The sequence below is a fragment of the Gordonia sp. DT101 genome (genome assembly GCF_049844895.1).
Classification (GTDB): Bacteria; Actinomycetota; Actinomycetes; order Mycobacteriales; family Mycobacteriaceae; genus Gordonia.
The window spans coordinates 787,969-802,589 of the sequence record NZ_JBNCLX010000001.1 but is presented as its reverse complement, the minus strand read 5'-3'; the positions used below and the strand labels follow the sequence as shown (position 1 = coordinate 802,589).

General features: G+C 67.6%; 10 protein-coding genes. 7 read left to right on the top strand and 3 right to left on the bottom strand.

Annotated elements, in window-relative coordinates; genetic code table 11:
- Positions 1–37 precede the first annotated feature (37 nt).
- The 3 genes from ACLQ3I_RS03975 to ACLQ3I_RS03965 all read left to right on the top strand — a co-directional run bounded on the left by ACLQ3I_RS03975 (position 38) and on the right by ACLQ3I_RS03965 (position 7,711).
- Complete coding sequence (locus ACLQ3I_RS03975; RefSeq protein WP_425800161.1) at positions 38–3,328, top strand: arabinosyltransferase domain-containing protein; 3,291 nt, start codon at positions 38–40, stop codon at positions 3,326–3,328.
- The gene (locus ACLQ3I_RS03970; protein WP_425800160.1) at positions 3,321–6,725 is read left to right on the top strand and encodes an arabinosyltransferase domain-containing protein; all 3,405 of its coding nucleotides are present in this window, start codon (positions 3,321–3,323) and stop codon (positions 6,723–6,725) included. The genes ACLQ3I_RS03975 and ACLQ3I_RS03970 overlap by 8 nt, the downstream gene beginning before the upstream one ends.
- A 104-nt stretch (positions 6,726–6,829) precedes the next feature.
- Positions 6,830–7,711 carry a DUF559 domain-containing protein gene (locus ACLQ3I_RS03965; RefSeq protein ID WP_425800159.1) on the top strand — a complete coding sequence of 294 codons (882 nt, stop codon included), beginning with the start codon at positions 6,830–6,832 and terminating at the stop codon, positions 7,709–7,711.
- 68 nt (positions 7,712–7,779) lie between these two features.
- Here ACLQ3I_RS03965 and ACLQ3I_RS03960 read toward each other — a convergent pair whose 3' ends face one another.
- Positions 7,780–11,109 (bottom strand): arabinosyltransferase domain-containing protein, encoded by a 3,330-nt coding sequence (locus ACLQ3I_RS03960; RefSeq protein WP_425800158.1) that lies wholly within the window; start codon positions 11,107–11,109, stop codon positions 7,780–7,782.
- Between the two features lie 68 nt (positions 11,110–11,177).
- Here ACLQ3I_RS03960 and aroQ point away from each other — a divergent pair, with 68 nt between their 5' ends.
- On the top strand, positions 11,178–11,645 hold the full coding sequence (gene aroQ, locus ACLQ3I_RS03955; RefSeq protein ID WP_425793014.1) for a type II 3-dehydroquinate dehydratase: 468 nt from the start codon (positions 11,178–11,180) through the stop codon (positions 11,643–11,645).
- On the top strand, positions 11,642–12,454 hold the full coding sequence (locus ACLQ3I_RS03950) for an SAM-dependent methyltransferase (RefSeq protein WP_425800157.1): 813 nt from the start codon (positions 11,642–11,644) through the stop codon (positions 12,452–12,454). The genes aroQ and ACLQ3I_RS03950 overlap by 4 nt, the downstream gene beginning before the upstream one ends.
- Positions 12,455–12,486: 32 nt before the next feature.
- On the opposite strand, the gene ACLQ3I_RS03945 is transcribed toward ACLQ3I_RS03950, so the two are convergent.
- On the bottom strand, positions 12,487–12,798 hold the full coding sequence (locus ACLQ3I_RS03945) for an antibiotic biosynthesis monooxygenase family protein (protein ID WP_425793012.1): 312 nt from the start codon (positions 12,796–12,798) through the stop codon (positions 12,487–12,489).
- 134 nt (positions 12,799–12,932) lie between these two features.
- On the opposite strand from ACLQ3I_RS03945, the gene ACLQ3I_RS03940 reads away from it, so the two are divergent.
- Both ACLQ3I_RS03940 and ACLQ3I_RS03935 read left to right on the top strand, forming a co-directional pair.
- Positions 12,933–13,382, top strand: a complete 450-nt coding sequence (locus tag ACLQ3I_RS03940; protein WP_425800156.1) for an SRPBCC domain-containing protein — start codon at positions 12,933–12,935, stop codon at positions 13,380–13,382.
- Positions 13,383–13,419: 37 nt separating this feature from the next.
- Complete coding sequence (locus ACLQ3I_RS03935; protein ID WP_425800716.1) at positions 13,420–13,743, top strand: ArsR/SmtB family transcription factor; 324 nt, start codon at positions 13,420–13,422, stop codon at positions 13,741–13,743.
- A gap of 105 nt (positions 13,744–13,848) precedes the next feature.
- Here the strand turns inward: ACLQ3I_RS03935 and ACLQ3I_RS03930 are convergent, their stop codons facing one another.
- Positions 13,849–14,610, bottom strand: coding sequence for an MBL fold metallo-hydrolase (locus tag ACLQ3I_RS03930; protein WP_425793010.1), 762 nt, complete (start codon positions 14,608–14,610; stop codon positions 13,849–13,851).
- Positions 14,611–14,621 lie beyond the last annotated feature (11 nt).

Below are 14,621 nucleotides of genomic sequence, written 5' to 3'. Positions count from 1 at the left end.
CAACAGGTTTTTTCCGGTGAACTAGGGTCACCGTCTGATGACTGCCTCTTCCCGACGAGCGCCCACACATGTCTGGGCCGCGATCGCCATCGTGTCCGGACTTGTCGCGATCGTAGCTGCCGTGCTGACGCCATTGTTGCCGGTCACCCAGCACACCGCGTCCATCGACTGGCCCCAGGAGACCACCGGCACCAGTGCGTCGGTGACCGCCCCGCTGGTCGCCCAGACGGCTGCAGACCTCGATGTCACCGTCGGATGTCGCGCCCTGGCACAGACCCCGGCCGACGAGACGACCGTGGTGGTCTCCACCATGCCGTCTGCGGGGCGCGACGCGTCCAACAAGGCCCTGTTCGTGACCGCGGACCGCCAGGCGGTCTCGGTGTCGATGCGCGGTCAGGAACTGGTCCGTGCCGATCGGGCCGACCTGGCGCGCTGCGACCGGCTGACGGTGCGGGCATCGTCGTCGGCGGTCGAAGCGCATTTCGTCGGACTCGGTCCGGCGGTGGCGGGTGACCCGGGCGACCGCCCACAGGTGTCGGGGGTCTTCACCGGACTCGAACCGGCCGCCGTCCGCCAGGCCGCCGATCAGGGCCCGTCCGCAGACCGGCTGGCAGTCCATGTGAAGATCGACAACCGCTTCGACACCGGAGCGTCGGTGCTCAAGCTCATCGTGATGATCATCGGACTGATCGCCGCGGCCATGGCCTTCATCGCGATCGCGATCCTCGACGTGCGAAACGGATATCACCGCCGGATCGGACGCCTCGACGTGCGTCGGCTGCTGGCGCCGCGCGCTGCGGACATCGCGGTGACCGCAGCGCTCGTCGTGTGGCATTTCCTGGGTGCCGGATCGTCCGACGACGGCTACATCCTGAACATGGGTCGCACGGCGCACGACGCCGGATACCTCGCGAACTACTATCGCTTCTTCGGGATCCCGGAGGCGCCGTTCGACTGGTACTACAGCTTCCTCGCCCACTGGTCGACCGTGTCGACGGCCGGAGTCTGGATGCGACTGCCGGCCCTGGTGGCGGGACTGGTCAGCTGGTTCGTGCTGAGCCGGGTCCTGCTGCCGCGGCTCGGTGGTGCGGTGCGCCGTTCACAGTGGGCGATGTTCACCGCCGCCGCGGTGTTCGTGGCCTTCTGGATGCCCCTGTGCAGCGGGCTGCGCAGCGAGGGCATCATCGTGCTGGGATCGTTGCTCACCTGGTGGGGGGTCGAGCAGGCGGTCGCCACGCGCCGGATGCTGCCGGCGGCGGGAGCCGCGCTGGCCGCGGGCCTCACCCTGGCGGTGGCCCCGCACGGCGTCATCGCACTCGCCATGCTCATCGCCGGTTCGCGACCGATGTTGCGCACCATCCGTTCCCGCCGTCGTGAGAACGGGATGCTCCCGTTGCTGGCGCCGATCGCCGGGGCGTTCGCGGTGGTCGTCATCGTCGTCTTCCGCGACCAGACGCTCGCCAACGTGGCCGAGGCGGTTCGTCTTCGGTACACTGTGGGCCCGACGTTGGCCTGGTATCAGGAACTCCTGCGCTTCTACTACCTCTCCCTGACCACCCAGGACGGGTCGCTGGTGCGACGAGTGCCGCTGCTCCTGCTCGTTGCCGCGCTGTTCGTGACGCTGGCGGTGATGTTGCGGCGCAAACACATCCGCGGTGTCGACCCCGGCCCGGTGTGGCGACTCGTCGGCTCGATCCTGCTGACGGTGCTGCTGTTGTCGTTCACGCCCACCAAGTGGACCATCCAGTTCGGGATCTATGCGGGTGTCGGTGCGGCGATGGCCGCGGTGGCGACGGTCGCCGTCGCACAATCGGCGCGACGGTCGCCCCGCAATCTGTGGATGTACATCGCGGTGCTGCTGTTCGCCTGCGCCGTCTCGGTCGCGGGCAAGAACGCGTGGGGCTGGGGCTACGACTTCGGCATCTCGTGGTTCGACAAGGCCCCGGTGGTCGCGGGGAAGCCGCTCTCTTCGGTGTTCCTCGTGCTCACCGTCCTGGCGCTCGTGGTGGCGATCTGGTACCACCTGCGCATCGACGTCGACGCCGAGCGCGGAAAGGTCCGCGGAGACCGGACCCGCCTGTCGCGCACGCAGATCGCCGTGGCGTCGGCGCCGATGCTGGTGATCGCCACGCTCGTGGTGGTCGGCGAGATGGGCCTGTTCGCCAAGGCTGCCGTGGACCGGTCGGACACGTACACCACCTTCCACGCGAACACTCGCGCGCTCGCGGGCGACCCGTGTGGGATGGCCGATCAGGTCCTCCTGGAACAGAATCCGAACCGTGGCGCGCTGTCGCCGGTCGGTACCCGCGACATCTCCCGGGCGCTCGCAGGCGAATCCTCCGGGTTCACCCCGGACGGCGTCGCCGGCGACCTGCTGCCCGACCCGACGTCGCTGGGCGCGGGCACCATCAACACCTCCGGTGACCTGTCGCGTCCGTTCGTCGTCACCGGCGGACCGCCCGGCACCACCGGCGGTACCGGGCCGAAGACGATCAACGGGTCGTCGGCGGCGCTGCCGTTCGGCCTCGACCCGAAGACCACCCCGGTCCTGGGCAGCTACGGACACGACAACGGCACCGCCGACCTGACTTCCGGCTGGTACCGACTGCCGGCCCGCGACGCCTCGCCGCTGCTGGTGATCACCGCGGCCGGCCCGGTGTTCTCGGTCGACCAGGACGGCGTGGCCCAGGCCGGGCGGTCATTGCAGGTGCAGTTCGGCCGGACCGACGACGGCGGCGATTTCCAGCAGGTGGGGAAGGCGTACACCCCCATCGATCCGGGTCCCGGACGCCCGAATCGACCGTGGCGGAACCTGCGTATCCCGATGACGGCGGTCCCTGCGGGCGCGACGGCCATGCGGATCGTCGCGGTGGACGACAACGTCAGTCCGGATCAGTGGTTGGCGTTCACGCCGCCCCGGGCGCCGGAACTGCACACTCTGCAGGACGTCGTCGGGTCCCGGACGCCGGTGCTGCTGGATCTGTCGGTAGGCAGCCAGTTCCCGTGCCAGCACCCGATGAGCACGCACGACGGTGTGAGCGAAGTGCCCAAGTGGCGCATCGTCCCGGACCAGACGACCACCAACTCCAAGTCGAAGACATGGCAGGCCTCGGTCAACGGTGGCATCCTCACCACACCGGAGGCACTGACCCGGGCGACGACGGTGGCCACGTACCTGGACAACGACTGGTACCGCGATTGGGGTGGGTTGCAACGGTTGTCGCCGCTGGTGTCGGATGCAACCCCTGCGCAGGTGGACACGGGCACCGAGACGGCCTGGGGATGGACTCGACCGGGATCGATCAGGGTGGTGCCGCAGAATGACTGAGCCGACGTCACAGGAGAAGGCAGCGCGGCCGATGCGCTTCGCGCCGGACAGCAGGACCATCAGGATCGCGAAGATCGTCGCGGTCGTGGCGGGTGCGCTCGGCGTGCTGCTCGCCATCGCGGCGCCCTTCCTGCCGGTGACCTACACCAAGACCGAGCTGCAATGGCCGCAGGCCGGCGCCGGGAGCGCAGCGAGCGGGCCTGAGCAAGCCGGCGCGATCCAGAACGTCGCGGCACCGAATGTGTCGTATGCGCCGGTGTCCATGGACATCACGGTGCCGTGCCGACTGGCGGCCGACCTGCCCTCGTCGGGTGGCGTGCTGCTGTCGACGGTGCCCGAGAACGGTGCGGAGGCCGGCACCGTCGGCCTGTTCGTCCGCGCCACCCACGACCGGCTGCTGGTGACCCAGCGAAACGCGGTGCTGCTGAACGTACCCCGCGCCGACGCGCAGCAGAACCCGCAATGCCGGGTGGTCATCCACGCCGACACGTCTGGTAGCCGGGGCGAGGTCGAGGGCGTCGACCCCGATGCCGGTGCCCAGAGTTTCCGCCTCGACGACCCGAACGCGCGCCCGCAGATCATCGGTGTGTACACCGATCTCCCGAAAGACGCCTCCACAGAAGGCCTCTCGTACCGATCGACGATCGACACGCGATTCATCTCCAGTCCGACGACCTTCAAGGGCGCGCAGCTCATCCTCGGTGTGATCTCCACGATCGTCTCGATGATCGCGCTGGCCGTGCTCGACGCACGCGACGGACGGCGGCTGCGGCGCATGGTCCGCGCGGGCAGAGATCGCTGGTGGCGGATCAAGCCGCTCGACGTGGTGGTCACGGGTGTGCTGGTGGTGTGGCTGTTCGTGGGTGGTAACACCGCCGACGACGGCTACCAGGTCACCGTGGGACGCGTCGCGCCCGGTGCGGGCTATCTGGACAACTACTACCGCTATTTCGGTGCGCCCCAGGACCCGTTCGGCTGGCACTATCGCTATCTCGCGTTGTGGATGCAGGTGAGTACGGCGACTCCGTGGCTACGGGTGCTGCCTCTGCTGTTCGCTCTGGCGGGCTGGTTCCTGATCAGCCGTGCCGCCCTGCCACGTCTCGGTCGGGCGGTGCGGTCGTCGAACGCGGCCCGATGGACGGCCGCACTCGGCTTCCTGGTCGTGTGGCTGGCGTTCAACAACGGATTGCGCGTGGAGCCGGCACTGAGCGTCGGAATCCTGCTCACCTGGGTGCTGGTCGAGCGGTCGATCGCCACGGGACGGTTCTTCCCACTGACCCTTGCCGTCCTGGCGGCGGCCTTCACGCTGACGATTCACCCGGCCGGGGCCATCGCCATCCTGCCGTTGCTGGCCGCGGTGCGTCCGTTGCTGCGGCGACTGCGCCGTCGTCGTGGGCGAGATGGCCTGCTGCCTCTGCTCATGCCGGTGCTCGCGGCCGGGTTGGCGGTGCTGTTCGAGATCTTCGCCGACCAGTCGCTGGCCGCCATCCGTGAGGGCATCAAGGTGCAGGGCATAGTCGGACCCACCAACGAATGGTGGACCGAGGCGATGCGGTACTACATCCTGCTGAACCCGACCCCGGACGGCTCCATCGCACGGCGGGTCGGCATCTTCGTGACGATTTTGTCGGTGGGCATCATCGTCCTCACCCTGCTGAGCAAGCGTCGGGTGCCGGGCGTGCCCAGCGCCCCGCTGTGGCGGCTCATCGCGGTCACGTCGGGTGCGGTCGCGGTGCTCGCATTCGTCCCGACCAAGGCGACCCACCAGATGGGTGCCTTCGCCTGTCTCACCGGCGTTCTCGCTGCCGCGGCGACGGTGTTCCTGCAGCCGTCGGTGATGCGTCGCCGGTGCAACCGGACATTCATCACGGCTGCCGCTGCGTACGCGCTCGCGGTCGCCTTCGCCGGGCGCAACCAGTGGTGGTACGTCGGAAGTTACGGCATTCCCTGGGCCGACGACACCCCGAGCGTCGCCGGCGTGGGGCTCTTCGTCCCCATCCTGGTGGTGGCGGTGCTGCTGACCCTGTACGGCGTCTGGCAGTACTACCGGGACGATCAACTCGCGCAGCGCGGTGAATCTGTTGCAGAACAGACAGATTCGGGACACAGCATCATCCAGCGGATGCCGACCTATTCATTGGCGATCATCTCCACCGTGATCCTGTTGTTCAACTTCGTGTCGTTCGCCAAGGCGGCTCAGACACAGCGGGATTCTTGGTCCTGGACCAGTTCCAACATCGATGCGCTGCGGGGCAACCCCTGCGCGCTGGCGGATGCCGTCATGGTGGAGGCCGACCCCAACACGGGTCTGTTGAACCCGGCCGATGTTGCCGGACAGAACAATCCGTCGGCCGGTGCGGCGCTGGCCGGCCAGGGCATGACGGGTTTCGACCCCGACGGGGTGTCGACGGACCTGGAGAGCGACGGCGATTCCGGCTCGTCGGACGCGGATTCGGATGCGGACAAGAGTTCGACGGAACTGGACCGTTCGCAATCGGATCCGACGTCGGCGCAGGAGGAGCCGAGTGGTTCGGCGGGCGCCGCCGACACCGGCGGTGGCACCACCGCCACCCAGGGGGTCAACGGGTCGTCGGTGCGGTTGCCGTTCGGCCTCGATCAGCGTCGGGTTCCGGTCCTCGGCAGCTACGGGTCGCCTTCCGGCCGAGGACATCTGACGTCTGACTGGTATCAGCTCCCGGCGCGCAGCGACGACGCGCCGCTGCTCACGATGTCGGTCGCGGGCAAGGTCGAGTACGTCGACCATCTCGCCGTCACCCATCCGGGCCAGAAGCTGAGGCTCGAGTTCGGCCGCGTGGAGCCGGACGGCCGCGTCTCCACGGTGGCGTCGGTGGTGCCGTTGGGCATCGACACCGACCCCGAGTGGCGGAACATGCGTGTGCCGCTCGACCAGGTGCCCCCGCGGGCCACGGTCACCCGGATCGTCGCCGACGACACCTCGACGGACTCCCAGCAGTGGCTGGCGATGACCCCGCCGCGCGTGACCAAGATGGTGACGCTGAATTCGCTGGTGGGCAGCGATGACCCGGTGCTCCTGGATTGGGAGGTCGCCCTGGCGTTCCCGTGTCAGCGGCCGGCTGCGGCGGTCGACGGAGTGCTCGAGACACCGATGTGGCGGGTCACCCCCGACGCCGAGGGCGAACGGGTGAACTCGCGTCGGTGGATGGCAGGCGACTACGGCGGGCCGTTGGGAATTGTCGAGAACGAGTTGCGCCCCATCGTGCTGCCGTCCTACCTGCGCAACAGCTGGGCCAGGGACTGGGGCAGCCTGCAGCGACTGGTGCCGCTCAAGCCCCAGGTCGAGGCGGAGCTGAAGGTCACCGACGACGTGCATGGCGGTATGTGGACGCCGGGCCCGATGCGGGCGATCAAGAACTGACCCCGCCCCGCGTGCTTGTAGTACGAACACGCTTTTGAAGCAGTGTTCGTACTACAAGAACAGTTGGGTGGAACGCGCTGAACAGCTCTTGCGTCTATGGATGCATGGCAGACGAGACGGCTTTGCGCGCGATGATCGCCGACCATGATGGTGTGTTCACCTCGGTGCAGGCGGGCGCATGTGGCGTCGACTCCGACGGCGCCCGTCGTCGGGTGTCGACGGGCGAGTGGATCAGAGTCGTGCGATCCGTCTATCGGGTGTCGAACCGAAAACTCGACGCACGGATGCGCATGCGCATCGCGGTCCTGTCGGCCGGCCCGGGTTCGGCGCTGTACGGGTCCTGCGCGGCGTGGTGGCATGGTCTGATCACCAAGCCGTCGTCGACCATCACGGTGATCGCTCCACACGGTCGACATGGCAGGCCAGTCGACGGAGCACTCGTCTGGCACCGAACGGTTGCCCCGATGGATCTCACCGTCGTCGACGGTCTTACGGTGACCTCGATCCCACTGACCGTCCTCGACGCATCCGTGGACATCGTTGTGCGAGTAATGGATTCGGCACTTCTCCGCGAGCAGGTCACGTTGATCGAGCTGGTCGACACACAACACCGCAACAGCGGACGAAGGGGATCAGCGCGCTCACGCATCATGCTGGCGGCCATGTCGGCGGGTGCGCGGTCCGAGGCCGAGCGAAAGGCCGTCGCGGTGCTCAGTTCTTCGGACGTCTCCGGCTGGGCCACCAATGTCCCGGCATGCGGCTACATCCTCGACCTCGCCGTGGTCGAACACAAGATCGCCATCGAGATCGACGGATTCGCGTTCCACAGTGACGCCGAGGCCTTTCAGCATGATCGTGAGCGCCAGAACGTCCTCGTCGCCAACGGTTGGACCGTTCTGCGCTTCACTTGGCACGACCTCACCGAACGCCCCGGATGGGTACTCGCGCAGATCCGGGCCGCCATTCGACGGGTGACTGCGGCGTGACGCCCCGATTCGGTAGTACGTACCCGCTGTCGACGCGTGTACGTACTACGAAATCGGGAGTCTGGGTGTCAGTGCCGGATAGGTGCCGGGCTCCAGAGCCCGCTGCGGGTGGCGGTTCCGGTGTCGACATCGGCCAGCGTGGTCACATCGCCGTACGGCGTGTAGCGCTCGAGCGCGCCCCAGTCACGCCCGATGTCGTCCTGGAGGTAGGTGGACATCGCGGTGGCCTGCTGAGAGACCTCGATCCAGCCGAGTGGTCCCCCGCCGAAGGAGTTCTGCCATGCCGACACCGCGGCCGCCAGGTCGGCGCCGGGCATGATCCGCCACTTCGGGATCTCGGCCACCCCGTCCTTGTGGGTGAACGGCCGCTGACATGGGAAAGAGAGGCCGGAGGTCCAGTCGACGTGCACGGGGTCCTCGCGCCCGACCACCTGCTGCAGCGTCTGCATCTCCGGGAGCCGAGGCGGCGTGACCACGATGAAGCGGTCCTCCGAGAGGTTCTCGTCGGTCGCGACGATGCGCACTGCGGTGATGTCGTCCGGCAGTGAATCAGTGGTGACACGGGCGTTCCGCCACGACGGGCGCGGGCCGGGGTCGATCATCTCGGTGTCACCGGTGGCATGCAGCGACGCGTCGCGGGTACCCGGTCCGACCGGGTCGGTGGTGTATTCGAGCAGGAGATCCGGATTGTCGAAGAGACCGGCGACCGAGAACGCCACCATCGGACGGTCCTTGTAATCGGCGGGCATCGCGTACCACGCCGACGTCAGATGCGCCGGAACCTGATCGGTCTTCGAGTAGCTGCCCATCACCGGGGTCTTCGCCGGGTCGAGGAAGAAGGGGAGTTGTGCGTAACTGCCGTTGACCCCGGCGGTCGACTCGATGCCGCCTCCGGTGCCGCCGGCGTTGGCGGTCAGCACATCCGGTGACGCGACCGCGCTACCGGCCAGCACGCCCAGCGAGCCCTCGCTCGCCGTCGTCTCGAGATCCTCGTCCACACCGTTCGCATTGAAGCCGGTGGTCGCCGGCTGGGTTGCGTCGGCCGGTGCCGTCGGCGGACCGGCCAGCGGGTCGGCGATCGATCCGTCCACCGGGGTGAGCTGGTAACGGCTCGGGTCCGTCTCGACCCAGACCTTGTCGGCCATACCGCATTCCTCGCCTTTGAGCGCCTCCAGATTCGCGCGCGGCACGGAATACGACGAACTCTGCTGGATACCGGCGAACATCGCGGTGACAAGGGCGAAGATCACCACCGCCCCGGCGACGAAGGCCAGCGGAGCCGAGGCCAGCATCGTCCAGAGGCGGCGATACCATGGCCGCGCCGAACGGTCGGGGAGCCCGTCGGCCGGATCTGCGCCGGTGAACGGCTCACGGAAGTGGAACCACAACGCCGCCAACAGGAGCACGAGTGACGCGTAGAGCAACAGATTTGCCAGGTTAACGCCCGCGATGGTGACCTGCATGCCGCCCCAGGGCATGCCCCAGGCGGATGAGTAGTAATAGGAGTTGGGTGCGGTGAATGCCAGACCCGCGACGAACAGGACCAGCGCCGCGAACAGTGTGCGGTTGCGCCGCGAATGCATGACCTGATTGCTTGCCGCGATCGCCGCGATGGCGGCCAGTGCCGCCCCGAGCCCGGCGAACACCCCGAAGTGATGCGTCCACTTTGTCGGCGTGAACATGAGGAACACCAACGACGCGAAGGTGATCGCGACGATTCGTCGGGACGGCCCCAGCGCAGTGCCCGGGATGCGGGACCGGCGGATCAGCATCGCGGCCGACACCACCAGGCCGAGGATCATCACGAGGACGGCGAACCGTCGCACGATGGAGCCGTCGGCGGAGAAGGCGAACAGCGACGAGTAGCGATTGATCTCGTTGTACCAGTGGCCGGACGGCCCGAGCGCGGTCTTCATCTGCGACGCCTCGACAAATGATCGCAGCGTGAGATTGGAGAACACGACGAAGATGATGAAGGTGCCGGCTGCGAGGATCGGCGCCAAGAGCGCGACATAGGCCCACCGGCCGCCGCCGATGACCTTCGCACGTTTGATCAACGCCAGGATCATCGGTCGCGCGCCCGCGATGAGGGCGGCCACGGCGAGCAGACCGGTCGGACCGGCGGCCAGGCTGAACGCACCGATGAGACAGGCCACGGCGGCGGGTAGCAGGCGCCCGGTCGCGATGGCACGCTCCACCGAACACCACGTGAGCAGGGCACCGAGACAGATGATCGGCTCCGGGCGCAGACCGTTGTCGAACGGGAACCACGACACCAGGAACACGAAGGCGGCCGTCCACCCGACGGACGGGCGGGTGATGGCGGCACGACCGAGCCTCGGTAACACCTCGTGGCTGATGATGAGCCAGACGCCGATGCCGCAGATCAACGCGGGGATGCGCATCCACGGGCTGGCCACGCTGACGTGGCTGAGCAGTCCGAAGACCTGGTAGTACCAGCCGAATGGTGCCTCGGGCGCGCCATACCATCGGAAGTAGTTGGCCGTGTATTGCGCGTTCTGTGCGACGCGGGCCATGGTCAGCAGATAGCCGTCGTCGGAGGTGTTGGGTCCGATGAAGTGCCACACGATCAGCGCGCCGATGACCACGTAGTCGCGGGCGTTGAGTCGCCACCAACGCGCCGGCAGGATGCGCCGGTGTTTGCGGCCGTCGGTGGAGTCGAGGACGGCGAGGGCGGCAAGCGACAACAGGGTGCAGATGATCCCGACGATCAGGACGAGCCACTTCAGAATGGTCGGAGCCGTCGTGTAGCGGGAGTCGATGGTGGCGTGGGCGCTGAGACCCGGCTGGTTCGCGGCCGGACCGGAGAGATCGGTGAACAGTCCGGTGACCTGTGGTCGCTGGTCCTTGTCGTAAGTGTTGGACTCTCGGCCCTCGGTGGTGCCGTCGAGTGGTTCGCCCTGGTCGTTGTGCATTCCGACGAACTCGGCCGACACCGCTTCGGAGTCCGCGTGCACGACGATCTCGCGGCAGTCCTGCTGTCGGACCTGCGCCAACGTGGCCGACACCAGCGGGAGGTTGCGGATGACCACTTCGATGGTCTGCTGATCGGCGGGGTCGCCGGGCTGTCCGGTCTTGCGGATGAACAGCCCGCGTTCCGGGGATTTCTCGGCCTCTTTCGGCGTCGTCGACAGCAGTACCGATTCGCCATCGCCGAGTTGATCGATGGCACTGCACGGAACGTGCGCGTCGAAGTCGATGGGGACATAGCTGATCAGCGGGGCGGCAACCGATCCGACGGTGTTGTCTTGTGGCCAATTGATCTGCGCCGTGGTCTGGTTGACCGGCATGAGGGGCGTGGCCAGTGCCATGAAGAATCCGAGCAGTCCGGTGATGATGGCAACGATCTTGGCTCGTCGGACTGTCAGCGATGGCACAAAGAGAGATGGTAACCGTTGCTCCTGGACGCGATGTCGGCGCGAAGGACTGAACTATGGTTGGAGCCATGCCGGACACCTCGTCGAGCCCCGAACCCCTGCCGATTCTGCTGCTCAACGGCCCGAACCTGAACACCTTGGGCATCCGGCAGCCGGAAGTGTACGGATCGGCGACCCTCGACGACGTGGTCGCGCTCGCGGAGCGGACCGCGTCGGCGGTCGGATTCGGCCTGCGGGCGGCCCAGACGAATCACGAGGGCCAGATGATCGACTGGATTCACGAGGCCCGCGGGCAGGTCAGTGGCATCGTGATCAACCCGGGCGGCTGGACGCACACATCGGTCGCGCTGGCCGACGCGCTGGTGGTTCCGGAGGTGCCGATCATGGAGGTCCACATCAGCAACATCCACCGGCGCGAGGCGTTCCGGCATCACTCCTACGTGTCACCGGTCGCGTCCGGGGTGATCGCAGGCTGCGGCATCCCGGGCTACGAGTTCGCGATCCGCCGGCTCGCCGAACTGGTCGACGCCAATTGAGCGAACTGGATGCCGTCGGCAGAACCGCCCTCGGGGTGGCATGGGCGCGGGCGACAGAGTCCTCGCGTCCGGATGCGCTCTTTCATGACCCGCTCGCCGAGGCCATCGCACGTGTGCGACCGCGGCCGTATTCGGCGGAACGTGCGACCGAGGGCGCCCGTCGCGAGGTCGAGGCGATGTATCTGTGGATCGTGGCGCGGACCCTGTTCCTCGACGACGTCTTCGCCGACGCCGCCGCGGCGGGGATTCGGCAGTTCGTCATCCTCGGCTCAGGTCTGGACGGCCGAGGATTCCGGAACGGGTTCACTCCCGACTCCCGGCTGTTCGAAGTCGACCGCCCCGCGGTGGTCGACGTGAAGGAAGCCGTGGTGGCGCAGGCGGGGATCGACCCCGTCGTCGATCGGCGGCCGGTGCGTTGCGATCTCGTCGACGACTGGTTGCGTGCGCTGCAGGACAACGGTTTTCGGCCTGACGAACCGTCGGCATGGTTGGCCGAGGGGCTGCTCGCGTATCTGCCCGCCGACGTCGTGTGCCGCGTCGTCGAAGGTGTCAGCGTGGCGGCGACAGCGAATTCGAGGATCGGTGTCACCGTGCGCCGCGCCGGCAAACGCACGCCCGGCCGCGATGATCCGTTCGCCGAGATCCGTGCACTCTGGCACGACAACCCGGATATCCCCGCAGCCTTCGACGCGGCGGGATGGGAGTGCTCGCTGAGCGACACCGGGTCCGTGCTCGCGGCGCACGGCAGGACGATCGACTTGCCGGGGATGAGCTCGGCGTCCCTGTTGGCGGGTACTCGGCGAGGTTGACCGCGCGGGGCCCGCAACGGCGCGTCACGATGTCACGAGTACGTCCCGAAATCCCCGGTGACCCCGAGCCGCTCCAGGAACGCGGCTCGGTCGAATCCGCTCGCCGCGACATCCGCGGCCACCGCGCGCCCGGCGTTCTGCAGTGCCTCACACGACTCCCATGTCACCGCGGTCACCACGTTGTAGTCGCTCTCGCCGTCGACCAGGGTGACGACGTCGTTGCGGACGATGCCGGGCTGGCCGCCGAGAATCTGGTGGGTGTGCCGTACTCGAGTAAGGAACTCGGGCATGGCGTCGGCGGGCACGGAGAACTTGTCGATGCGGTGGAGCAGCGGTGATGTCATGTCGCCAACTCTCATACTTCAACTTCACTTGAGGTCAAGGCCACCCGATGAATTGCAACTCGGGGGTTGCAACAACCGCACCCTTTGTGCAACTATCGAGTTGCACATAAATCATCGAGTCCGAGGAGGACACCATGGACACCCAATTCGATCGCATCGAACGCGAGATCAGCATCGACGCACCCGCCGACCGTGTCTGGGCACTGGTCAGCGAGCCGGGCTGGTACATCAACGATCAGAAGATCATCGACCATCAGATCAGTCGCGACGGCGAGGTCTCGTACGTCACCGACCCCGATCACGGCCGGTTCGCGTTCCGGACCGTGACGCTCGACGAACCCAAATACGCGGCCTTCCGCTGGCACATCGACGCCGACGACCTGTCGAGTTCGTCGACGCTGGTGGAGTTCTGGGTCACCGAGGTGGAGTCGGGTGTGGTGCTCAAGGTCGCCGAGTCGGGCTTCGCGTCGCTCTCCGAACCGGAGGCCGATCGCCGCTCCCGATTCGACGACCACACCCAGGGGTGGCGCCTCGAGCTGGATCTGGCTCGCGCCCACCTCGCCGGGGCCGCTGCCCGTGCCTGATGCAGATGTGGTCGGGGCGAGCGAAGCGACGGGGCAGGTGGACGACGCCGCGCCGGTCGATCTGTTCGCGGCGCTCGCCGACGACAGCCGGTGGCAGATCCTGGTGACGCTCTCCCGGTCCCCGGCATCGGCGTCGGCGCTGGCGGCCGAACTGCCCATCACCAGACAGGCGATCGCGAAACACCTTCGCGTGCTGGAGGATGTGGGTCTGGTCACCTCGGCCAAGGCCGGCCGGGAGCTGCGCTACGAGCCGGTGGGTGCGCGGCTGAGTCAGGTCGCCCGGCAACTCGATGCCATCGCGCGCGGCTGGGACCGCCGCCTCGACCGCATCAGGTCGATCGCCGAGGACGGCCGCCCCTGAAACCGCCCCCGGAAACCGCCCGTTGGCGAGGCCCATCGACGTATTTCGACCGTGGCCCGGTGGCGGGTGCTTTCCGGGGGCGGTTTTCAGGGATCGCCGGACCGCTCAGGACACCTCGAGTGCCCGCCGGGCGGCGTCGGCGACGGAACCGTCGTACCGCGGTCCATGGCCGGGGAACAGGATCGTCGCGTCGAGCCGGGTGAAGGATTCGACGGTCCGCCGCGCCGCGTCGACGTCATGCTGAAAGGCATCCGAGATGCATTGCGGGCCTGCTATTGCCGAGATCGGGTGCCCGCTGACCAGTGCATCGCCGGACACCAGGACCGTTGCGTCGGCGACGAGATAGGCGCTGTGCCCGTCGGTGTGGCCGTGCGCGGCGACCGGGGTCGGGCCGCCCGGTAGGTCGAGCGGGGTCCCGAACGGCTTGGCGCCGTCGATTCCCTTGCGGCTCAACACTCCGAGCGGGGTGACCGCGGCCAGCCATCGCAGGACGCGTGGCCGGTATGCGATCGGCAGGATGTCGAGGGGTCCCGCCTGCTGGAGGTATTCGCGTCGGGCGTGTGCCACCTCGGCCGGATCCATGAAGACGTCGAATCCGTATTGCTCGCTCAGGGACACCAGCCCGCCGAGGTGATCGACGTGGGCATGGGTCAGCAGCGCCCCGCGGATGTCCTCGGGCCGGCCGCCGATGTGACGGATCGACTCCACCACGTCGGAGGCCTGGCCCGGATAGCCGCCGTCGATCAGGGTGATGTCCGAACCCTCTTGGAGCAGAATCCAGTTCACGACGTCGGTATGCACCAGGAAGGCCGACGACGATCCGGCGTCGACCCGGCTGATGAGGAACTTGCTCTTCGGCACGATCACTCCTGACCCAC

Coding starts and splice junctions, on each gene's coding strand:
- ACLQ3I_RS03965 (WP_425800159.1), top strand. CDS start 6,830: ATGGCAGACGAGACGGCTTTGCGCGCGATGATCGCCGACCATGATGGT.
- aroQ (WP_425793014.1), top strand. CDS start 11,178: ATGCCGGACACCTCGTCGAGCCCCGAACCCCTGCCGATTCTGCTGCTC.
- ACLQ3I_RS03975 (WP_425800161.1), top strand. CDS start 38: ATGACTGCCTCTTCCCGACGAGCGCCCACACATGTCTGGGCCGCGATC.
- ACLQ3I_RS03945 (WP_425793012.1), bottom strand. CDS start 12,798: ATGACATCACCGCTGCTCCACCGCATCGACAAGTTCTCCGTGCCCGCC.
- ACLQ3I_RS03940 (WP_425800156.1), top strand. CDS start 12,933: ATGGACACCCAATTCGATCGCATCGAACGCGAGATCAGCATCGACGCA.
- ACLQ3I_RS03970 (WP_425800160.1), top strand. CDS start 3,321: ATGACTGAGCCGACGTCACAGGAGAAGGCAGCGCGGCCGATGCGCTTC.